This window comes from Celeribacter marinus (assembly GCF_965656515.1).
Classification (GTDB): domain Bacteria; phylum Pseudomonadota; class Alphaproteobacteria; order Rhodobacterales; family Rhodobacteraceae; genus Celeribacter; species Celeribacter marinus_D.
The window spans coordinates 24,775-45,691 of sequence record NZ_CBFHKW010000010.1 but is presented as its reverse complement, the minus strand read 5'-3'; the positions used below and the strand labels follow the sequence as shown (position 1 = coordinate 45,691).

Below are 20,917 nucleotides of genomic sequence, written 5' to 3'. Positions count from 1 at the left end.
CGCCCCCGTGATCGCGGTGTTTGCTCATGTGTCGCTCTCGGTCGGCAGTGGCAGGTGGCGCGACACGAAATGTCCCTTTACCCCTTGTGGCCACGTGCGAAACGGAACTTGTCCCGTGGGTGATGCGGCGTGCAGTGCGGCGTATTCGACGATTGCGGCGGCGTCTTCAGCCGTGCCATCAAACCTGCCCAAGCTATAGCCCATCTTGGCCGTGCCCGTCTCATCCTCACCTTGGACGATGATGTTGCAAGCGCGCTCACATCCCATCGTACAGGCCACGCGGCGGGTTTTGACCCCCGCCGCGCCAGCGCGTGTTTCAATCTCGGCGGCGAGCAATTCGCCATCCGTGTGCTCCATGCCTCGCGCGGCCCAATCGTCGCGCTTACAGGTTTCGCAAATTGTGATCCATGTTGTCATGGAGACGTGTTTTGCCCTGTGCGCGCCCGAGTGCAAGTTAAATATTGCCGCGCCCGTGCGGCGCATCAAAGTCGATGTGCGGTGTGATCGGCACGATACGGTTGGGGTTAATCGTATCGTGGCTGTAGTGATAGTGACGCACAAAGTGATCGACGTGCACCGTCTCTTTCACGCCCTCAACCTGATACAACTCGCGCAGATAGCCCCATATGTTTGGGTAGTCTACGATCCGCTTCAGGTTACATTTGAAATGACCGTGATACACTTTGTCGAACCGGATGAGCGTGGTGAACAGGCGCCAATCGGCTTCTGTGATTTGATTGCCCGCCAAATAGCGCGATTGGCCAAGCAATCTGTCGATCCAATCAAGGCTCTCGAACAGGGGCGCGATGGCCTCGTCATAGGCAGACTGTGATGTTGCAAACCCTGCCAGGTACACGCCGTTATTGATTGTGTCATATACCCGCGCGTTGATCTCATCGATGCGGGGGCGCAGCGCGTCAGGGTAGAAATCCAACGTGTTGCCTGTGAGGTGGTCAAAGGCGGAGTTGAACATGCGGATGATTTCAGCACTTTCGTTCGATACAATCGTATTGCGTTTTTTGTCCCATAAAATTGGCACGGTCACGCGCCCCGACACCTCGGGGTCTGCCTTTGTGTAGACCTCACGCAAGTAATCGAATCCGAACAGATCATCGCCTGTCGCCCCGTCAAAGTCGCGCGAAAATGTCCATCCATCGCCAAGCATGTCTGGATGCACAGCGCTGACGCTGATCAGACTATCCAGCCCTTTGAGCGCACGAAAGACCAAGGTGCGGTGCGCCCATGGGCAGGCATGCGACACGTAGAGATGGTAACGCCCTGCTTCGGCTTCAAATCCACCGACCCCTGATGGACCCGCCGCGCCATCGGGCGTGATCCAGTTGCGAAACCCCGCTGTGGTGCGCTCGAACCGACCGCCAGAGCTTTTGGTGTCATACCAACCATCGTTCCATGTGCCGTCTTGTAAATAACCCATCTGCATTCCTTTCGCGTTTCGTTAGACTTAAGGCAGGCAGGTATGCGCGCAAACAGGTGTGAGAGCGCAAGAAGGGTGCGAATATGCACAAAGTGCCGCAGGGGCGCGCCGCAATGTTATCGCTAAAGCGTTTGAGAATCCCCGCGACGATCCCTATACAGGGTATGACGACGCCTCCGTTCGGGGGGCCAGAGAGGTTGGCTGACCGTAGATTGACCCAAGTCGGGGATCTCATGCAGCATCGTCAAAGGGACGGACTTAACGCTGTTCCTAGCCTCCTTGAGTGCAACGCCCCGATCATCGGGGCAAACAACAAGGACTAGATATGATCCGCGTTCTCGCGTTCTTCTTTGCTCTTTTCGCATCCCCCACATTTGCCCATGTCGGTCACATAACCGACGTGGCAGGACATGATCATTGGGTCGCGGGCATCGCCCTTGGCATCGCGGTCGGTGTCGCGGCATGGGGTGCCATAAAAGGGGCCAAAGAGGACAAGGCGCAAGCCGAGGACGCATCCGAGACGGATGGTCATGTCGACGCCGAGCCGCAGGAGGCTTGAAGTTATTATGAAAACCGGAGTTATGATCTGCGGCCACGGGTCACGCAGCCAAGCCGCCGTGGACGAATTTGCCGTTCTGGCCGAAAAATTGCCCGCGCTGTTGCCCGACGACTGGATGGTCGATTACGGCTATCTTGAGTTCGCGAACCCCGTGATCCGTGACGGCCTTGACCGTCTGCGGGAGGCGGGGTGTGACCGCATCCTCGCCGTGCCGGGCATGTTGTTCGCCGCGATGCATTCCAAAAACGACATCCCCACCGTGCTCAACACCTACGCCGCCAAGCATGGCATTGACGTGTCTTACGGGCGCGAGTTGGGCGTGGACCCCAAAATGATCGCCGCCGCAGGTGCACGCGTGCGCGCCGCCGTTGATGCGGCCAACGCCGAGCACGGCGACTTGCCACTGCACGAAACGGCCTTGGTCGTGATCGGGCGCGGCGCATCCGATCCCGATGCCAACGGCAACGTGTCCAAAATCGCACGGATGTTGTGGGAGGGCATGGGCTTTGGCTGGTGTGAGGTCGGGTATTCCGGTGTCACCTTCCCGCTCGTGGAACCCGCGCTGCAACATGTCGCGAAACTGGGTTACAAACGCGTCATCGTGTTTCCGTATTTCCTGTTCACCGGCATCCTGATCGACCGTATCTACGGCTTCACCGATCAAGTGGCCGCCGCCCATCCCGACATTCAGTTCGTTAAAGCGGGCTATCTCAACGATCACCCCAAAGTGCTCGAAACCTTTGCGGAGCGTATCATCGAGCAAACAGGCCCCGTGCCTGTGCCGAACTGTGGCATCTGCCCGTTCCGCACCCAAAAACTCGCCACCGAGGACGGGACAAAAATCGCCGCCGAAGATCGCGCGGCGGCCCATCCTGCCCTCGCCGCCGCTCCACCCCCCACATGCGTTTTGTGCAAATACCGCGTCGAAGTGCTCGGCTTTGAGGGCGAAGTCGGTGCGATTCAGGAAAGCCACCACCACCACGTCGAGGGACAAGGTGCATCTGCTCCAGGATCCAACGTGGCCGATTGCACCCTGTGTGATACCTTCTGCACGGGTGTGTGCCGTCTCGTAAAAGCGGATCACGATCACGCACATCACCACGGCTATTCACACAGCCACGATCACGCTCATGATCACGGCCATCACCACCACCACGACCACGATCATGCGCACCCCGTCTACCCGCACGCCAAACACCCTCACGGTCCCGAAAGCGCCCGTAAGGCAAAGGGATAAACCGTGCGCCCTTATGAGAAAGACCCCGCTGCGATCTACGCCGCGAGCTTTGAAACCGTGCGCAAAGAGGCCCGCTTGGACCGCTTTGACGCAGGGATGGAACGGCTTGCCATTCGCCTGATCCATGCATGTGGTATGGTGGAGGTCGCCGACCGTCTGGCGTTTTCGCGCGATGCCTATACTGCGGGTCACGCGGCCCTCGCGGGCGGCGCGCCGATCCTGTGTGATTGCGAAATGGTCGGCGCGGGCATCATCCGCCGTTACCTGCCCGCAGGCAACGAGGTGATCGTCACCCTCAACGATGCGCGCACGCCCGATCACGCCAAATCCATCGGCAACACCCGTTCGGCCGCGGCCGTTGAGTTTTGGGCGGACCATCTCGCGGGTGCTGTCGTGGCCATCGGCAACGCGCCCACCGCGCTCTTTCACCTGTTGGAACTCATCGACCAGGGTGCGCCAAAACCCGCGCTGATCCTCGGCTTCCCCGTGGGCTTTGTGGGTGCTGCCGAAAGCAAAGCCGAACTGGCCGCCAACCCGCGCGGCTGTGAGTTCGTCGCCCTGCGCGGGCGCCGTGGCGGGTCCGCCATTGCCTCGGCGGCGGTGAACGCCCTTGCGGTTGGCTTGCCCGAGATCGGCGAAAGCACATGAGTGTCTGGCTGCACGTGATCGGCATCGGCGACAACGGATTGGATAGCCTGTCGCCCGCGACACGCTCCATCCTTGAGAGCGCCGAAGTGATCTTTGGCGCGGACCGTCACCACGAACTGATTGCCCATTTGACGACCGAGCGCCGCGCGTGGCCCTCGCCCTTTGACGCGCTCATTTCTGATCTGAAATCGCTCAAGGGCAAGCGCGTGGTCGTGCTCGCCACGGGGGATCCGCTTTGGTATTCCGTGGGCGCGCGGATCGCCCGCGACATCGACCCGTCCGAAATCCTGTTCCACCCGCAACTCTCCGCCTTCCAACTCGCTGCCGCGCGGATGGGGTGGAGCCTTGCCGATTGCGAAACGCTGACCATCCACGGACGCCCTGCGGAACAGATCATTCCGTTTCTCACGCCGAATCAGTCCCTGCTTATCCTAACCAAAGACGCCTCAAGCCCGTCAAAAGTTGCGCAAATTCTGTGTGACCGCGGCTATGGGGCATCGCGCATGACGGCTTTGGCGCATATGAACGGCACTCATGAGACGCGTCTCGATGGCATCGCCGCCGATTGGTCCCATGAGGTACCGGATTTTCACACCCTCGCGGTCGCGTGCATCGCGGACAATGGCGCGGCGATCTTGCCACGCACCGGCCTGCCCGATAGCGCCTTTGCCTCCGATGGAACGATGACGAAACAAGAGGTCCGTGCCGTGACCCTCGCTAAACTGACCCCCGCCCGCGGGGCGCTGTTGTGGGATATCGGCTGTGGCTCTGGGTCTGTCGCAATCGAATGGATGCGCGCCGCCCGCGATGCCCGCGCCATCGGGATCGAGACACGCGCAGACCGCCGCGCCTTTGCCGCCGAGAATGCCGTCACGCTTGGCGCACCCGCACTCAACCTGATCGATGGCACCGCACCCGAGGCCCTCGCAAACCTACCCGCGCCAGACGCGGTATTCATCGGCGGCGGACTGACGCCTGAGGTGTTCGCGGTCGCATGGGACGCTCTCAAATCCCACGGGCGGTTGGTGGCCAACACTGTCACGCTTGAGGGCGAGGCGGTGCTGTTGGCCCTGCATGCGCAATTTGGCGGAACACTGTCGCGCATCGCCGTTGAGCGCGCCGTTCCCGTGGGTCGCCTGACGGGGTGGAAGCCGTCTATGACAGTCACCCAATGGAGCCTAAGCAAATGAGCGGAACACTCTACGGTATCGGCCTTGGCCCGGGGGATCCCGAGCTGATGACCCTCAAAGCCGCGCGTCTCATCGCGGGTGCGGCTGTGATTGCCTATCCGACCCTCGCGGGCGGAACATCCTTTGCCCGTGCCATCGCGGCGAATCATATCACGGCGGGCACCACGGAAATCGTGATGGACGTCCCGATGACGGTTGATCGCGCCCCCGCCCAAGCCGCCTATGACACCGGCGCGGTCGCCATCCGTGCCGAACTGGACGCGGGCCGCGATGTGGTTGTGCTGTGCGAGGGCGATCCGTTTTTCTACGGCTCCTTCATGTATCTCTTTGCCCGTCTCAAATCCGACTACGCCGTTGAGGTCGTCCCGGGTGTCACGTCTGTGACCACCTGCGCCGCCGTGGCAGGACTGCCAATGGCGGCCCGCAACGAGGTCGTGACCATTATTCCCGCGCCGCAACTCGTGGCCCAAGGCGCGCTCGTGCCCGACGAAAGTCCGACGAAAGTCCGACAGGAGGCCGACACGCTTGTGATCATGAAATTGGGCCGCCATTTCGACGCGGTGCGCACCATGATTTCGGACGCGGGCCTGACCGAGAAAGCCGTCTATATCGAACGCGCCTCCACGCCTGACGAGGTGGTTTTGCCACTCGCCGAGGCCCCCGCAAAAGCACCGTATTTTTCAATGATCCTAATTGTGAAAGGGGCCGACCCGTGGCTCTAACTCCTGTCGTCATCGCCCTCAACGCTTCGGGCGAAAAAACTGCCGCACGCATTGCTGTTGCCTTGGGCGCACAGCTTCATGGCCGCGAAGGTCGCACCAGTGCAAAGGTCAAGTTTTCCAATGCCTTAGACCACGTGCGCGACCTGTTTGCGGCGGGCATTCCGGTGATCGGCGTCTGTGCCAGTGGCATCCTTATTCGCGCCGTGGCCCCCCTGCTCAATGACAAGCGATCCGAGCCGCCGGTGCTGTCCGTGGCTGATGACGGCTCGGTGGTGATCCCGTTGCTTGGCGGACACCGCGGGGCCAACCGTTTGGCCAAAAAAATAGCGGAGGTTTTGGGGGCCAAAGCGGCGCTGACCACGGCGGGTGATATCGCCCTTGGCGTGGCGCTTGATGTGCCGCCGTTGGGCTACCGCCTTGCCAATCCCGAGGACGCCAAGGACGCGATGGCCAACTTGTTGTCGGGCAGTGGTATCTCCTTGTCAGGGAACAATATTTTCGACCTTGAGGACACGGGCGGCGATGTCGAATTGACCGTGACAGATGCGCCCACCGAGGGCAGCGGAACGCGGCTTGTGTACCACCCGCAGCGCTACGCGCTTGGCGTTGGCTGTGCGCGCAATGCTGAACCTGAGGAGCTATGGCAAAACGTCTCTGCGATGCTTGCGGATGCGGGGATTGCGGCAGGATCAATTGCGTCTGTGAACACGATTGATCTCAAGGCGGACGAACCCGCGATGAATGTGCTTGCGAGACGTTTCGGTGTACCGCTGCGCCTGTTCACAGCGGCTGAATTGGAAGCCCAAGCGGACCGTTTGGCGACCCCGTCTGACGTCGTTTTTGCTGAAGTCGGATGCCACGGCGTAGCCGAAGGAGCGGCACTGGCGGCGGGCGGTGAACTGATCGCCATAAAACAAAAAACGGCCAATACGACCTGCGCATTGACCAAGGCAGACGCGCCGATCACCGAGCTCAACGGCCGCCCCCGTGGGCGCTTGTCGGTTGTTGGCATTGGTCCGGGACAGGCCGCATGGCGCACGCCGGAGGTCTCCAAACTTGTGGCCGAGGCCGAAGAGCTTGTGGGCTATAGCCTCTACCTTGACCTGCTTGGGCCCTTGGCTATTGGCAAAACACGCTCCGATTTTCCGCTTGGCGGCGAAGAGGACCGTTGCCGCTATGCCCTTGAACAAGCAGCAAAAGGTAAGAATGTTGCCCTCGTGTGTTCTGGCGATGCGGGCATTTACGCCATGGCAGCACTTGTGTTCGAATTGCTCGATCGCGGCCCCGAGGCACAGGGTGTGTCGGATGCGGCGCGGCGTTCAGAGATCGTCTGTTCCCCCGGTGTTTCGGCGCTTCAGGGCGCTGCGGCCCGCGCGGGTGCACCGCTTGGCCATGATTTCTGTGCCATATCACTGTCGGATTTGCTGACGCCACGGGCCGATATTGTGCGCCGTCTCAATGCCGCCGCCGAGGGCGATTTCGTCATCGCATTCTACAATCCCGTGTCCAAAACGCGCCGCACGCTTTTGGCCGAGGCGCGTGAGATTTTGTTGCAACATCGCCCCGCCGACACGCCCGTGATGCTCGCCTCGAACCTTGGTCGTCCGACCGAGAACGTGCGCTATCGCCGTCTTGATGAGTTGGAGGTTGACGAGGTGGACATGCTCACCGTTGTGCTGATCGGCTCGTCCAATTCGCGCCTTGCCCAGCTTGGTGAAGGTCCGCGCATGTACACCCCGCGTGGCTATTCACGCCGCATCGACGGCGATCTCGAAAACGTTGGCAACCGCCACCTCGATGACAAGGACGCGTCATGACTGTTTATTTTATCGGGGCTGGCCCCGGCGATCCCGAACTGTTGACCAAAAAGGCCGAGCGCCTGATCGGTGAATGCCCTGTGTGCCTGTACGCAGGATCGCTTGTCCCCGCCGAAGTGGTCGCCTGTGCGCCCGAGGGGGCAAAGGTCATCGACACCGCGTCTATGACATTGGATGATACTCACGCCGAGATCAAAGCGGCCCACGACAAAGGCCAGAATGTCGCGCGGGTGCATAGTGGCGACCCGTCTTTGTACGGTGCAATTGCCGAGCAAATCCGGCGCCTACGCGCGGACGGGATCGACTATGAGATTGTCCCCGGAGTTCCGGCATATGCCGCCGCTGCCGCCGCATTAGGTCAGGAATTGACCATCCCCGAGATTGCACAATCCATCGTGCTCACCCGTGTGTCGATGAAATCCACATCAATGCCCGCCGGCGAGACATTGGAAAACTTTGCTCGTACCGGCGCGACCTTGGCCATTCACCTCGGTGTTCGAAACCTGCGCGAGATAGAACGACAGCTTGCGCCCTATTATGGTGCGGATTGTCCTGTCGCGGTGGCCTACCGTGTTGGCTGGCCCGACCAGATGCTGATCCGTGGCACATTGACCGATATTCGCGAGAAAGTGCGCGACCAAAAAATCACACGCACGGCGTTGATTCTCGTTGGTCCGGCTCTTGGCGAAGTCGCTGATTTTAAGGATAGCGCGCTATACGATCCCGATATGCCCCATGTTTTACGACCGAAAGTGCGGCAATAGGGTGACTGTCGCTGCGTTAACCTGTGGAATGTCCGCTTGGTTAACTTGACCGTTACAAAGATAGGTCCATCCTTTGATGTAACACACAAGGGAGACGCGCCGATGTCCGAGTATTTTTCCAAAGAAGTCCGCGAAGGTTTGGAACTTGCCCGCAAGGCTGGTCTGAAAAAACGCTCGCGCCTACGGGTGCGTGCGGGTGAGGCCACCTATCCGGTGTTGCGGATGTGGGATACCGGATTTGCATTGGACAGCGATGATACCGCGCATTTGCGCGGATTGGTCGACGTCTTTGACGGGACAAAGCATCTTTATCAGGCGTTGATCGTCGCAAGCCAATTTGAAGACCACGAAGTTCAATTCGAGTTCAAACGCTCCACGGCCGCTGCTGACAAAGCACCACTTGATTACGATCGGCCCGATGACGCGCCGATCGCATTGTTGCCGCGCTAGGTTACTGCAAATCGCTGAACGCATCTGTGAGGCGGTCGCAGGCCTCTTTGACGACACTGCGCGGCGTGGCGAGGTTGAACCGTAGATAACTGTCACCGCCTGCGCCAAATGTTGGCCCGTGATTGGGGGCGATACGCGCCGCTTTTTGTACGCGATCCGTGAATTCCTTGCGTGACATGCCTGTGTTTGAGAAATCGACCCACGCGAGATACGTGGCCTCAAGGGGCATGGATGTGACGCCTGCAATTGTATTGATCGCGGCATCAAACATAGTGCGGTTTTCGTCGATGTAGGCGACTAAGGCATCGACCCATTGCGCGCCCTCAGGTGAGTAGGCCGCCGTTGCCATGCTCAGCCCGAACGAGTTGGCCGAAATGCCCAATCCCATCATCCGCGATGCAAACCGTGCGCGTAATTTGGCGTCTTCAATGATGACATTTCCCGAATGGGTGCCGGCAATGTTAAAGGTCTTTGTTGTCGCCGTCATCATGATCAGTCGGTCAGTGATATCGCGGAACTGCGCCATGGGCGTATGGGTGTGCCCCGAAAAGACGAGGTCATGGTGGATTTCGTCGGACACCAGTATGAGATTGTGACGCTTGCAAAAATTCGCAACACCTTGCAACTCGTCACGCGTCCAGACCCGACCACCGGGGTTGTGGGGCGAGCACAGGAGGAACATGGTTTCCGTACCTGTCATCTGGGCATCCCACGCGTCGAAATCCATCTCGTAACGGCCATCGTTGAACGCGAGTTCGCACTCCACCACCGTACGTCCTGCCGCTTTTATTGTACGAGCAAAGGCGTGATAGACGGGGGTTGTCAGGACAATACCGTCCCCCTCTTTTGTGAACGCGTCAAGGCACATCCCCGTCCCATTCACCAAGCCGTGGGTGGTGAAAATCCAGTCGGGATCAATGGTCCATCCGTGGCGGTTTTGCATCCACCACTGAATGGCTGATTTGTATTCGCTTTCGTCACCGTAGTAGCCGTAGACGCCATGCGCGGCCATGTCCTCGACCGCCTTTTGAACGCAGGCAGGCGGGCGAAAATCCATATCGGCGACCCACATCGCAATCCCGTCAGACGCCGGGACGCCGTAGAGCGCTTCCATGTTGTCCCATTTTGCGCAGTGCGTGCCGTGGCGGTCGATGACATCGTCGAATAGCGGATTGGTCATGGCGTTTCCTTATTTGGGTTTTCACCACGTTAGTGCGCATTCCCCCACAGAGAAAACCACAATTTTTGAATTGGGCTATTGCGTCACGTGATCACGCGTAGTTGCGAAATCGTAGCGCATTGACTACATGCACAGGCATGACATTAAAGCCCATCCTGATACACCCCGACCCGCGCCTTAAAAAAGCATGTGATCCTGTGACCGAGTTCGACAAAGCGCTGGCCGCTTTGGCCAATGACATGCTTGAGACGATGTATGACGCGCCGGGCATCGGGTTGGCGGCTCCCCAGATCGGGGTGATGAACCGCGTAATGGTGATGGATTGCGTCAAAGAAGAGGGTGGCACGCCTGCGCCCATGACGTTGATCAACCCGCACGTTGTTTGGGAAAGCGAAGAGCGTAACGTATATGAGGAAGGGTGTTTGTCGATCCCTGGTCAATACGCGGATGTCGAGCGTCCGAAAATGGTGCGCGTGACGTGGCAGGATATTGAGGGCAAAGCCCACGAACAAGAGTTCGATGAACTATGGGCGACCTGTGTTCAGCATGAAATCGACCACCTAAACGGCACATTGTTTATTGATTATCTCAAACCGATGAAGCGCCAGATGATCACCCGTAAAATGCAAAAGCTAAAACGCGAGCAGACCAGAGACTAAGGGTCGATTGCTTCGTGAAATCCAAAGGTGACAACAATGGCGGCCCGACCTTTTATCCTCTATCCTGACAAGCGGCTGAAAACGGTCGTTCCACTTGTTGAGGCGATCACCGATGATGTCCGCACGATTTGGGACGACATGGTTGAAACCATGGACGCTATGCCCGGTTACGGGCTTGCCGCGCCGCAGATCGGCGTCATGATGCAATTGGCTGTTGTGGATTGTTCGAACGAACGCGGCAAGGCTGTGCGCATGGCCAATCCCCGGGTCCTGCACGCCTCTGCGCAACCGCGTGAACACGAAGAGGCCTCCCCGAACCTGCCCTCCATGTCCGCCGTAATTTCGCGCCCGCGTGCTGTCACGGTCACGTTTATGAACGCACAAGGCGAGCAAGAAGAGCGTGACTTTGTCGGTCTCTGGGCCACCTCGGCGCAGCACCAGATCGACCACCTCAACGGGAAAATGTATTTCGACAACCTCAAGCCGGTGAAACGTCAGATGTTCCTCAAAAAGGCCAAAAAGCTTGGGGTGATCAAATGAGACTGATCTTTATGGGCTCGCCCGAGTTTTCCGTGCCCGTGTTGGATGCTTTGGTCGCGGCGGGCCATGAGATTGCTTGTGTCTATTGCCAACCGCCCCGTCCCGCAGGGCGTGGCAAAAAGGACCGACCTACGCCTGTACAGGCCCGCGCCGAAGAGCTTGGTCTACCCGTCCGTTATCCGTTGAACTTCAAAGATGCGGCAGATGTTACGGCCTTTGCGGCGCTTGACGCGGATGTGGCTGTAGTGGTGGCCTACGGGTTGATTTTGCCACAAGCGCTACTTGATGCACCCACACATGGCTGTCTCAATATCCATGCGTCATTGTTGCCACGCTGGCGGGGGGCGGCCCCGATCCACCGCGCGGTGATAGAGGGCGATGTGACCACGGGCGTGTGTATTATGCAGATGGAGGCGGGCCTTGATACGGGGCCTGTATTGTTGCGCCAGGAGACTGATATTGTAGCTGACGACACCACGGCGACTTTGCACGACCGCCTGTCGGATATGGGCGCGGATGCCATCGTTACAGCGCTTGATACGCTGCGGCTTTTGACGCCCGAGGTTCAGGCAGAGGCGGGCGTGACCTACGCCAAAAAGATCGACAAGGCTGAGGCAAAGATTGATTGGTCGCGCACTGCGACCGAGATCGACCGCCAAATTCGTGGCCTCACCCCGTTTCCTGGCGCATGGGCGGAGCTGAACGGTGAGCGGATCAAATTCCACATGTCGCGTGTCGTGGATGCCAGCGGCGCGCAGGGCGAGGTCGTTGACGGCTTCACCATTGCGTGCGGCAAAGATGCCATTGAGATCAAAACTGCGCAACGCGAAGGCAAACGGGCTATGCCTGTGGACGAAATTCTGAAAGGGTTGCACATGCCCACGGGCACCCAGTTCACCTAAAGGATCGCATATGTTTCCCGTCATGATAGGCACGGTGGTGATCGCCGGTATCGTTGGATACGCCTCCGAGAAAACCGGTTTTACCCACAATGGCTACGTTCAATCTATTATCATTTGTGTTGGGGGTGCCTTTCTGGCCTACTTCATCAAGTTGATGTTCGGTGTTGGCTTGCGTCCGGCGGGTTTGAACGCGATCGTATCGTCGCTTGGGGCGCTTATTATTGTCCCGACCCATTGGCGTAGGAGGTAGCCCATGCCCATTTTGTTGCTTGTGATTGTGGGTGCTGCGGCTGGGTTCATTGCCACGCGGCTACTTGATCTACGATCATCAGTTCCCGTGACAATCGCTATTGGCATTGCAGGGGCGCTATTCGGGACGCTTATTTTGCGCCTTATTGGCGCGTTGTTCGGTATGGCTGCGGGGTTTGTTGGTGCGATCCTTGGGGCGATGGCGCTGATCTGGATCTGGAAGAAGCTGTCGGACCGCCGCTAAATGTTTGCGATTTTGGCGATCCCGCGTTTAGCCCTACGCATCGTGGTTGGCACATGTATCTGGCTGATGTTTCGCCCAGGCGGATGGGCCGTCGCCTGTGTTGTCGCTCTGCTTGCAACCGAGTATTACGCCGACTTTTTCTAACGCCTTAGACGCGTGGCGGGCGCGATTTGTAGACGGGTAGGGACCACCCGAATTTCAGGCTACCCGCGCGTAGGACGAATGTCGTGGCAGCACACGCGGCCGTAATGGCCAATGGCGAGGGCGTGATAAACGACGCTATGACAGCAGCAAATGCACCGGCAAAGGCGGCGGAGGCGTATAGCTCGCCCTGCTTGAGAACAAGTGGTACTTCGTTGCACACAACATCGCGCATCAAGCCGCCAAAGCATCCCGTGGCGATACCCATGATAATCACGACTTGCGGTAGCTGGTCCAATTCCATCGCCACACCCGTCCCCGCAGATACCGCCACTGCAAGCGCCACAGCATCGAGCCACATCAACGCTTTGAGACGGCTTTCAAACAGGTGAGCCGCGAAAAAAACCACAAAGGCGGCGAGCACAGCGAAGAAGATGTAGTTCGTATTCTCTACCCAAAACACAGCATCGCGTTTGAGCAAAAGGTCGCGAATTGTCCCGCCGCCAACAGCCGTCAAGGATGCAACAAAAGCAAAGCCCACAATGTCCAGTTGCGCGCGTGACGCCGCCAGTGCGCCTGTGATGGCAAACACGACAACCGCCGCATAATCGAGAGCTTCAATGAGGGTCATTTGCCTGCCTTTTTAAACGGAGCCATGCCCGCACGTGCCAGCTCGTCGGCGTGTTCATTTTCGGCGTGACCTGCGTGACCCTTGATCCATTTCCACGTCACGGTATGGGTCTCTTGCGCCGCTTCGATCCGCTGCCACAGGTCCACGTTTTTGACGGGTTTTTTGTTCGCCGTTTTCCACCCGTTGCGTTTCCATCCGTGGATCCACCCCGTCACCCCGTTTTTGACATAGGCGCTATCGGTGGTGATGGTGATATCCGTCGGGCGCGTCAGGGTCTCAAGGGCGTTGATCGCGGCCAAAAGTTCCATGCGGTTATTGGTGGTGTTTGCTTCGCCGCCTTTAAGTTCGCGCTCCTTGACGATCTCGGTGCCGTTCATCGCGCGCATCAAAACGCCCCAGCCTCCAGGGCCAGGGTTTCCAGAGCAGGCACCATCGGTCCAAGCATGAATTTCGGGCATAGTCTTTGTCTTTCGTGGGTTAGGCGTTGGTCCAGCCGAGGGTGAGACAGACTACGACGGCTACGGTCACAGGGAGGCGCAGTTTCATCCACCACACCGGTGCGAGCCCCTCGCGTTGGAACCAGAAGTCTAAGGCGAGCAAGCCGGTGAATCCTAGGATCAAAGCCAGCAGAGCGCCGTCATGGAATGCGCGGTCAAACAAAGATGGTCCGACTGTGAACAACACATAGAGCGCTGGTACAACGGCCAGCACATAGTGATGCGGCTGCGTGCGCTCGGATTTTGCGGCAAAGGCCCACAGACACCCCGCCATGTAATTTAGGATGATCAGCCCGTAGATGAGTAGAATCTCAAGGCCGTCAGAGGTGATGAAGACGGGGTAGCTGCCTGCCTCGCGCGCGGCGTCACCCGATCCGGAAAACGATAAAAGTGCGCCCCATGCAAAGGGGAGCACACCGAGGCCCGTTAACAACGCTGCCTGTCTTGGAACGCCTGTACTCATGCGGGCTCTCGCAACACCCGCGGGACTTTGAATTCTATGTTTTCCTGCGCGGTTTCGACCAGTTCGACGGTGACGTCATATCGCGCTTTAAATGCGTCAATGACTTCGTTGACAAGAACTTCGGGGGCGGAGGCCCCCGCCGAAATGCCAACCGCCGTTATCCCGTCAAGAGCACGCCAATCAATATCCGTGGCGCGTTGCACTAACTGGCTATAGCTGCACCCGTTGGCGCGACCGACCTCGACCAAGCGTTGTGAGTTCGACGAATTGGGCGCACCGATGACCAAGAGCGCCTCAATGTTCGACGCAATGGCTTTTACGGCGGCTTGGCGGTTTGTGGTGGCGTAACAAATGTCTTCTTTGTGGGGGCCGACAATGGCGGGAAAGCGCGCGCGCAAGGCGGCAATCACGTCCACAGTGTCATCTACCGACAAAGTGGTTTGGGTGATGAACGCCAATTTGCGTGCATCACGCACCTCAAGGCCCGCAACGTCCTCGGGGGTTTCTACAAGGAGCACTTCGCCATCTGGCAACTGGCCCATTGTGCCAATCGTTTCGGGGTGGCCCGCGTGGCCGATCATGACCATTTGCAAGCCGTCTGCGTGGTGGCGCTCGGCCTCAATATGGACTTTGGACACCAACGGGCACGTGGCGTCGACATAGATCATTTCGCGCTTTGCTGCCTCGGCGGGCACCGCTTTGGGGACGCCATGCGCAGAGAAAATGACGGGGCGATCATTGGGGCATTCGTCAAGTTCCTCGACGAAAATAGCGCCTTTGTCTTTTAGGCTGTCGACCACGAATTTATTGTGGACGATCTCGTGGCGCACATAGACGGGCGGGCCCCATTTCGAGATCGCCAATTCGACGATCTTGATCGCACGGTCAACGCCCGCGCAAAAACCGCGCGGGGCCGCAAGGTAGAGGGTGAGTGGCGATTGTGTCATGGTGTGCGCTCCTTAGCCCTAGAGGTATTGATTTGGCTCGTGATTGGCAATGCTTACAGGCCAACATGAGCCGCGCAACTAGGCGGAACAAAAAATCGCCCCCGACGGTGCGAGGGCGATTTGCGACGTGGACGCAGCGCGCAATGTGGCAAAACTAGTTTGAAATGGGTGCGTCGGGTTCGCGCGGCTCTCGCATCGGGCGGCCAATCACGTCACGCAAATCATCCAGTTCAATGAAGTTATCCGCCTGACGGCGCAATTCATCGGCAATCATCGGCGGTTGACTACGGATCGTGGAGACCACAGAGACGCGCACGCCTTGGCGCTGTAAGCTCTCAATAAGCGGACGAAAATCGCCATCACCAGAAAAGATCACGATATGGTCAATGCGCGGCGCAAGCTCCATGGCGTCAACCGCCAGTTCGATATCCATATTGCCCTTGATCTTGCGGCGCCCCATTGAGTCCGTGAACTCTTTGGCGGGCTTCGTGATCATTGTGAAGCCGTTGTAGTTTAGCCAGTCAACGAGGGGGCGAATAGGCGAGTAGTCGTCGTTTTCCAAAAGTGCAGTGTAATAGTTCGCGCGCAGCATTTTGCCGCGGCGCATGAACTCCTGGCGTAGAAGTTTATAGTCAATGTCGAATCCGAGGGCTTTCGCCGCTGCGTAAAGATTTGACCCATCAATGAACAAAGCTAGCCGTTCGTCTTTATAAAACATATTTTGCCCTTTTGTGCCCGTCAGACACATTGCGTATGCCTTCAAGTATTCCGTCGATATCAAATTATCAGTATAGATAACTTTAATTTACCCAATTTGTGCGGAATATACAGGGGCGAGAGATTTGCGCGACAAAAATCAGCGACAAAACGCGTATATTGCGCTTGGCGGAAATCTCCGCTCGGATTTTGGCCCGCCTGAGGACACTTTGCGCGCCGCACTGGATGCGCTTTCGGACGTTGGAGTGTCGGTAGTTTCCGTAAGTGCACTCTATCGCACGGATTGTTTCCCAAGGGGTGCGGGCCCCGACTTTGTTAACGCCTGTGCACAGATCGAATCATCGCTTGGTGCCGAGTCTATTTTGCAAATTTTGCATGATATAGAGTCGGCGTTCGGGCGCACGCGCGAGGTCCGTTGGGCAGGGCGCGCACTTGATCTGGATTTGCTCGCGATGGGGGTGCAGGTTTGTCCCTCCCCCGAAATCGCGCGCGGTTGGATGGGCTTGCCCATTGATCAACAAATGAAAATGGCACCGGATCAGCTTATTTTGCCGCACCCACGCCTGCACGAACGCGGATTTGTTCTGATTCCCTTTCGTGATGTTGCACCGGACTGGATACATCCATTGTTGGGTAAAACGGTGACGCAGATGTGTGATGAACTGCCTGAAAGTGAACGATCGGGCGTAAAACCTCTGTAACGAGGGGCGATGTACGCCGTTTCATGCTATTCTCAACTTGCAATGCTAGGTATCTGCACCTAGATAGTGCCTTTGTTGCCCCGCACAGTTAAGAATTGGAGATCCCATGGCTCGCGTCACCGTAGAAGATTGCGTCGACAAGGTACCGAACCGTTTCGAGCTCGTTATGCTCGCATCCCACCGAGCACGTGAGATCGCGGCTGGTTCCTCACTGACTGTGGATCGCGACAACGACAAAAATCCTGTTGTTGCATTGCGCGAAATTGCAGATGAAACACAATCTGCTGATGCACTTCGTGAGCGCGCGATTGAGTTTCACCAGACACAAATCGAGGTGGATGAACCAGAAGAAGACCAAATGGCACTTCTTATGGGTCAAGAAACTGACAAGCCTGCTGATGACGAAATGTCCGAAGAGAAATTGCTACGTGCGTTGATGGAAGCACAAGGCCAGCAGTAAGAACGAGACCTCCACGCAGGTCAAACCAACGGAGTTTGCGGACCGAACATGATCGATGTCGAAGACCTGATCGCACTGGTCCGCAACTATAACCCCAAATCAAATGCCGATCTTATTCGCGAGGCCTACGCGTATGGCCTTGAGATGCACGAGGGACAGTTTCGCCATTCCGGTGAGCCGTACTTTTCGCATCCCATTGCCGTTGCCGCAATTCTGACCGAACAGGCTCTTGATGACGCCACGATCATCACCGCGCTGTTGCATGACACTATCGAAGATACACGCGCCTCATACGCAGAAGTTGAGCGGCGTTTTGGCACAGACGTGGCCGAGCTTGTTGACGGCGTCACAAAGCTGACCAACCTGCAATTGTCATCGAACGAGACGAAGCAGGCGGAGAACTTTCGCAAGCTGTTCATGGCGATGTCAAAAGATTTGCGGGTTATCCTCGTCAAGCTTGCCGACCGCCTCCACAATATGCGCACGATCAAATCTATGCGTGCTGAAAAGCAGCTCCAAAAAGCCCGTGAGACCATGGATATCTTTGCGCCGCTTGCGGGTCGCATGGGGATGCAATGGATGCGCGAGGAACTTGAGGATCTCTCGTTTCGCGTGATCAACCCTGAGGCGCGCAATTCGATCATCCGCAGGTTTATTACGTTGCAGCGCGAAACGGGGGATGTTGTCCATAAGATCACCACGGACATCCGCGCGGCGTTGGAAAAGGCGGACGTTGACGCCGATGTGTTTGGTCGCGCCAAAAAACCCTATTCCATCTGGCGCAAAATGGAAGAAAAGCAGCAAAGCTTTTCACGTTTGTCAGACATATACGGATTCCGAATTATCACCCGATCTGAGGCCGATTGTTATCGCGTCCTTGGGGTCATTCATCAACGTTGGAAGGCCGTCCCGGGTCGGTTCAAAGACTATATAAGCCAATCTAAATCAAACGGTTATCGGTCTATTCATACCACGGTTTCGGGACGAGACGGCAAACGTGTCGAGGTGCAAATCCGTACGCGCCAAATGCATGAAGTTGCCGAAAGTGGCGTGGCTGCGCATTGGTCGTACCGTGATGGTGTGCGCGCACAAAACCCGTTTGCGGTCGATCCGGCCAAATGGTTGGCGCAGCTGACCGAGCGGTTTGAAAACTCTGAAAACCACAGTGAATTTCTTGAGCATGTGAAGCTCGAAATGTACGCCGATAAGGTGTTTTGTTTCACACCAAAGGGTGAGGTAATTTCTCTACCTAAGGGCGCGACACCACTTGATTTTGCCTATGCCATTCACACTCGAATTGGGGACAGTTGCGTTGGAGCCAAGGTGGATGGCATTCGCGTGCCACTTTGGACCCGTCTCAAAAATGGTCAATCCGTTGTCGTTCTGACGGCCGAGGGCCAGCGCCCTCAGGGCACATGGATCGATATTGTTGTGACGGGGCGTGCCAAGGCGGCAATCCGCAAATCGCTACGCGAAGAGGACCGTGAACGGTTTGTCAAACTTGGTCGCGAATTGGTCCGCGTGTCATTCGATCACATCGGAAAAAAAGCAACAGACAAGGCTCTGAAAACCGCCGCCAACCAGCTGTCGCTCTCATCAAGCGAAGAGTTGTTGGCGCGTGTCGGCTCCGCCGAATTAGCCGCGTCCGCAGTTGTGCGCACGGTCTATCCCGAATTGATCCATGAGAGTGATGAGGTTGCCGCAACCCGCGCAGTGTTGGGCCTACAAGAGGGGCAGACCTATCACCGCGCCGATTGTTGTCAGCCGATTCCGGGCGAGCGCATCGTAGGCATCACGTATCGTGGCAAGGGGGTCGTCACCCATGCGATCGATTGCCCTGCTCTTGAAGAACTCGAAGCCGAAACAAGCCGTTGGGTTGATTTGCAATGGCACGCGGGACCGCATGCCGCCGAGCATACTGTGTCACTTGATGTGACCATCGCCAACGGTGCGGGCGTCTTGGGCCATATTTGCACCCTAATAGGTGAGCAAAAGGCAAACATTTCGGACCTCAATTTTGTCGACCGCAAACCCGATTTTTACCGTCTGATCGTCGATGTTGACTTGCGCGATCTTGAACACCTCCATGCCGTGATGCTCGCGCTTGAGGCTGAGAGCGACGTTGCTCGCATTCGTCGCTACCGCGACCTTGATCGAAAGCCATAGGAACGGGCGGGGAACACGTGGTATTTAAACGCCGTAAAAAACTGACCCCATTGATCTGGCTTGCGAGATCACTTTGGCCCAAGGGCGGTTGGCATCGTGCGGCTCTGTACTTGCAGCATCGGCTTCACCGCTTGCCTGACACTCCCCAAACAATTTCTCGTGGCGTTTTTGCGGGCGTCTTCTCGGTCTTTACGCCATTGTTTGGGCTGCATTTTCTGGTTGCCTACATATTGGCAAAGCTGATGCGTGGAAATGTTGTTGCCGCGCTGCTTGCAACGTTTGTCGGAAATCCGCTGACATATGTGCCGATTGGGGTCGTGTCTCTGAAAATGGGCCACTTCATTTTGGGCACAGAGTTTGATCACGTTAACGAGCGCTCTTTCATGGGTAAATTTATAGACGCGGCAGACGACTTTTGGCTTAACTTCCTCACGGTCCTGTCGGATGTCGACGCCAATTGGGATGCGCTTATTCGGTTTTTTTACGAGGTGTTTTTGCCTTACCTCGTTGGTGGGATTGTACCGGGCGTGGTGGCGGGACTTGTCGGATATTACGTCACCCTGCCGATGATCACGGCTTATCAGGCGCGGCGCCGTAAAAAGTTGAAAGTCAAACTCGAAAAGCTGAGAAAAAAGGCGCACGCGGGCTAAAATAAGAGTTGATAGCGCGCACAATTTCTTCGTTTCGGTTTTGATCTTCGAGGGGTATTGTCGCATCAAAAGAACATTCAAACGCGCAGAAAAGGCCCGTCATGACTGAAACAGCGCCCCTTCGTCTTGGTATGAATATTGACCATGTTGCCACTGTTAGAAACGCACGCGGATCAGAATATCCTGATCCCATCCGCGCGGCAAAACTGGCTGAGGATGCGGGGGCTGACGGTATCACCGCTCACTTGCGCGAAGATCGCCGGCACATCACGGACGCCGACATTGAGCGCCTGATGGAGGCGCTGACTGTCCCGCTCAATTTCGAGATGGCCGCAACAGATGAAATGCACGCTATTGCGCTACGTCACAAACCCCACGCGGTTTGCCTCGTGCCTGAAAAGCGCGAAGAGCGCACAACAGAGGGCGGGCTTGAAGTTGCGCGTGACGAAAACCGTTTAGCCCATTTTATTGCGCCATTACGGGATGCGGGATGCCGTGTGTCGATCTTTATCGCGGCGGATCGTCCGCAAATTGAAGCGGCTGCGCGGATCGGGGCTGCGGTCGTGGAACTGCACACCGGCGCATATTGTGACCTGCATGCCGAGGGCCGATTTGACGAGCGCGATGCAGAGTTAGAACGCCTTGCACAGATGGCAGCCTTTGCCGACAGTCTAAGCTTGGAGGTCCACGCAGGGCACGGACTGACATATGATACGGTTCAACCAATTGCCGCACTTCCCCAGGTCGTGGAGCTAAACATCGGCCATTTTCTAATCGGAGAAGCAATTTTTCGGGGCATTCAACCGGCTATTTTGGAGATGAGACGCCTCATGGATGAGGTGCGTGGTTAGATGTCGCGACAATTGATCGCCCCAACCCGTGCGGCCTGTATGAGCGCGTTATTTTTGGCGCGCAAATGATCCTTGGTATTGGGACAGATTTGGCCAA

The 20,917-nt window shown here is 57.3% G+C and carries 27 protein-coding genes; 19 read left to right on the top strand and 8 right to left on the bottom strand.

Translation table 11 applies throughout. The features are described 5' to 3' along the window. Positions 1 to 24: 24 nt before the first annotated feature. Positions 25 to 417 (bottom strand): DUF1636 family protein, encoded by a 393-nt coding sequence (locus ACTG34_RS04070; RefSeq protein WP_439103734.1) that lies wholly within the window; start codon positions 415 to 417, stop codon positions 25 to 27. Positions 418 to 454: 37 nt separating this feature from the next. Beyond that, positions 455 to 1,435: a glutathione S-transferase family protein gene (locus ACTG34_RS04065; RefSeq protein WP_439103733.1), complete on the bottom strand. Its 981-nt coding sequence runs from the start codon at positions 1,433 to 1,435 to the stop codon at positions 455 to 457. A gap of 325 nt (positions 1,436 to 1,760) precedes the next feature. Here ACTG34_RS04065 and ACTG34_RS04060 point away from each other — a divergent pair, with 325 nt between their 5' ends. The 8 genes from ACTG34_RS04060 (at position 1,761) to ACTG34_RS04025 (ending at position 8,822) form a co-directional block, all read left to right on the top strand. Then, a complete protein-coding gene (locus ACTG34_RS04060) occupies positions 1,761 to 1,994 on the top strand; it encodes a DUF6732 family protein (protein WP_439103732.1) in 234 nt (77 codons plus the stop codon). Positions 1,995 to 2,001: 7 nt separating this feature from the next. Next, the gene (locus ACTG34_RS04055) at positions 2,002 to 3,231 is read left to right on the top strand and encodes a sirohydrochlorin chelatase (RefSeq protein WP_439103731.1); all 1,230 of its coding nucleotides are present in this window, start codon (positions 2,002 to 2,004) and stop codon (positions 3,229 to 3,231) included. 3 nt (positions 3,232 to 3,234) lie between these two features. Continuing rightward, entirely contained in the window at positions 3,235 to 3,879 is a 645-nt protein-coding gene (locus ACTG34_RS04050; protein ID WP_439103730.1) for a precorrin-8X methylmutase, read from the top strand. Beyond that, positions 3,876 to 5,069, top strand: a complete 1,194-nt coding sequence (gene cbiE, locus ACTG34_RS04045) for a precorrin-6y C5,15-methyltransferase (decarboxylating) subunit CbiE (protein WP_439103729.1) — start codon at positions 3,876 to 3,878, stop codon at positions 5,067 to 5,069. Before ACTG34_RS04050 ends, cbiE begins: the two co-directional genes overlap by 4 nt. Next, positions 5,066 to 5,791: a precorrin-2 C(20)-methyltransferase gene (gene cobI, locus ACTG34_RS04040; protein ID WP_439103728.1), complete on the top strand. Its 726-nt coding sequence runs from the start codon at positions 5,066 to 5,068 to the stop codon at positions 5,789 to 5,791. The genes cbiE and cobI overlap by 4 nt, the downstream gene beginning before the upstream one ends. Beyond that, the gene (cobJ, locus tag ACTG34_RS04035; RefSeq protein ID WP_439103727.1) at positions 5,782 to 7,608 is read left to right on the top strand and encodes a precorrin-3B C(17)-methyltransferase; all 1,827 of its coding nucleotides are present in this window, start codon (positions 5,782 to 5,784) and stop codon (positions 7,606 to 7,608) included. The genes cobI and cobJ overlap by 10 nt, the downstream gene beginning before the upstream one ends. Beyond that, entirely contained in the window at positions 7,605 to 8,372 is a 768-nt protein-coding gene (gene cobM / locus ACTG34_RS04030; protein WP_439103726.1) for a precorrin-4 C(11)-methyltransferase, read from the top strand. The genes cobJ and cobM overlap by 4 nt, the downstream gene beginning before the upstream one ends. 102 nt (positions 8,373 to 8,474) lie before the next feature. Further along, positions 8,475 to 8,822: a hypothetical protein gene (locus ACTG34_RS04025; RefSeq protein ID WP_439103725.1), complete on the top strand. Its 348-nt coding sequence runs from the start codon at positions 8,475 to 8,477 to the stop codon at positions 8,820 to 8,822. A 1-nt stretch (position 8,823) separates the two neighbouring features. Here the strand turns inward: ACTG34_RS04025 and ACTG34_RS04020 are convergent, their stop codons facing one another. Further along, positions 8,824 to 10,002 (bottom strand): MalY/PatB family protein, encoded by a 1,179-nt coding sequence (locus ACTG34_RS04020; RefSeq protein WP_439103724.1) that lies wholly within the window; start codon positions 10,000 to 10,002, stop codon positions 8,824 to 8,826. Between the two features lie 137 nt (positions 10,003 to 10,139). Between ACTG34_RS04020 and def (ACTG34_RS04015) the strand changes: the two genes are divergently transcribed. Genes def (ACTG34_RS04015) through ACTG34_RS03990 form a run of 6 tightly spaced genes read left to right on the top strand, consistent with a single transcriptional unit; the run spans position 10,140 to position 12,740 of the window. Continuing rightward, positions 10,140 to 10,661 (top strand): peptide deformylase, encoded by a 522-nt coding sequence (gene def, locus ACTG34_RS04015; RefSeq protein WP_439103723.1) that lies wholly within the window; start codon positions 10,140 to 10,142, stop codon positions 10,659 to 10,661. A 36-nt stretch (positions 10,662 to 10,697) separates the two neighbouring features. Then, on the top strand, positions 10,698 to 11,201 hold the full coding sequence (gene def / locus ACTG34_RS04010) for a peptide deformylase (RefSeq protein ID WP_439103722.1): 504 nt from the start codon (positions 10,698 to 10,700) through the stop codon (positions 11,199 to 11,201). Beyond that, positions 11,198 to 12,103, top strand: a complete 906-nt coding sequence (fmt, locus tag ACTG34_RS04005; RefSeq protein WP_439103721.1) for a methionyl-tRNA formyltransferase — start codon at positions 11,198 to 11,200, stop codon at positions 12,101 to 12,103. The genes def (ACTG34_RS04010) and fmt overlap by 4 nt, the downstream gene beginning before the upstream one ends. A gap of 10 nt (positions 12,104 to 12,113) precedes the next feature. Continuing rightward, positions 12,114 to 12,353 (top strand): hypothetical protein, encoded by a 240-nt coding sequence (locus ACTG34_RS04000; RefSeq protein WP_062217468.1) that lies wholly within the window; start codon positions 12,114 to 12,116, stop codon positions 12,351 to 12,353. A 3-nt stretch (positions 12,354 to 12,356) separates the two neighbouring features. After that, positions 12,357 to 12,596, top strand: a complete 240-nt coding sequence (locus tag ACTG34_RS03995; RefSeq protein ID WP_439103720.1) for a GlsB/YeaQ/YmgE family stress response membrane protein — start codon at positions 12,357 to 12,359, stop codon at positions 12,594 to 12,596. Next, positions 12,597 to 12,740, top strand: a complete 144-nt coding sequence (locus ACTG34_RS03990; protein ID WP_156320737.1) for a hypothetical protein — start codon at positions 12,597 to 12,599, stop codon at positions 12,738 to 12,740. A gap of 4 nt (positions 12,741 to 12,744) precedes the next feature. Here the strand turns inward: ACTG34_RS03990 and ACTG34_RS03985 are convergent, their stop codons facing one another. The 5 genes from ACTG34_RS03985 to ACTG34_RS03965 form a co-directional block, all read right to left on the bottom strand. After that, a complete protein-coding gene (locus tag ACTG34_RS03985; RefSeq protein WP_439103719.1) occupies positions 12,745 to 13,368 on the bottom strand; it encodes a trimeric intracellular cation channel family protein in 624 nt (207 codons plus the stop codon). After that, positions 13,365 to 13,826 (bottom strand): ribonuclease HI, encoded by a 462-nt coding sequence (gene rnhA, locus ACTG34_RS03980; RefSeq protein ID WP_439103718.1) that lies wholly within the window; start codon positions 13,824 to 13,826, stop codon positions 13,365 to 13,367. The genes ACTG34_RS03985 and rnhA overlap by 4 nt, the downstream gene beginning before the upstream one ends. 19 nt (positions 13,827 to 13,845) lie before the next feature. Next, positions 13,846 to 14,328: a DUF3429 domain-containing protein gene (locus ACTG34_RS03975; RefSeq protein WP_439103717.1), complete on the bottom strand. Its 483-nt coding sequence runs from the start codon at positions 14,326 to 14,328 to the stop codon at positions 13,846 to 13,848. Then, on the bottom strand, positions 14,325 to 15,275 hold the full coding sequence (ispH, locus tag ACTG34_RS03970) for a 4-hydroxy-3-methylbut-2-enyl diphosphate reductase (RefSeq protein ID WP_439103716.1): 951 nt from the start codon (positions 15,273 to 15,275) through the stop codon (positions 14,325 to 14,327). Before ispH ends, ACTG34_RS03975 begins: the two co-directional genes overlap by 4 nt. Positions 15,276 to 15,429: 154 nt before the next feature. Further along, the gene (locus ACTG34_RS03965; protein WP_439103715.1) at positions 15,430 to 15,993 is read right to left on the bottom strand and encodes a LabA-like NYN domain-containing protein; all 564 of its coding nucleotides are present in this window, start codon (positions 15,991 to 15,993) and stop codon (positions 15,430 to 15,432) included. Between the two features lie 124 nt (positions 15,994 to 16,117). On the opposite strand from ACTG34_RS03965, the gene folK reads away from it, so the two are divergent. From folK to ACTG34_RS03940, 5 genes are all read left to right on the top strand, one after another. Then, positions 16,118 to 16,693 (top strand): 2-amino-4-hydroxy-6-hydroxymethyldihydropteridine diphosphokinase, encoded by a 576-nt coding sequence (gene folK / locus ACTG34_RS03960; protein WP_439103714.1) that lies wholly within the window; start codon positions 16,118 to 16,120, stop codon positions 16,691 to 16,693. A 106-nt stretch (positions 16,694 to 16,799) separates the two neighbouring features. Then, the gene (rpoZ, locus tag ACTG34_RS03955; RefSeq protein ID WP_439103713.1) at positions 16,800 to 17,153 is read left to right on the top strand and encodes a DNA-directed RNA polymerase subunit omega; all 354 of its coding nucleotides are present in this window, start codon (positions 16,800 to 16,802) and stop codon (positions 17,151 to 17,153) included. Between the two features lie 48 nt (positions 17,154 to 17,201). Continuing rightward, positions 17,202 to 19,319, top strand: coding sequence for a RelA/SpoT family protein (locus ACTG34_RS03950; RefSeq protein WP_439103712.1), 2,118 nt, complete (start codon positions 17,202 to 17,204; stop codon positions 19,317 to 19,319). A 17-nt stretch (positions 19,320 to 19,336) separates the two neighbouring features. Continuing rightward, positions 19,337 to 19,969, top strand: coding sequence for a DUF2062 domain-containing protein (locus ACTG34_RS03945; protein ID WP_439103711.1), 633 nt, complete (start codon positions 19,337 to 19,339; stop codon positions 19,967 to 19,969). Positions 19,970 to 20,070: 101 nt separating this feature from the next. Continuing rightward, positions 20,071 to 20,820 carry a pyridoxine 5'-phosphate synthase gene (locus ACTG34_RS03940; protein ID WP_439103710.1) on the top strand — a complete coding sequence of 250 codons (750 nt, stop codon included), beginning with the start codon at positions 20,071 to 20,073 and terminating at the stop codon, positions 20,818 to 20,820. Positions 20,821 to 20,917 lie beyond the last annotated feature (97 nt).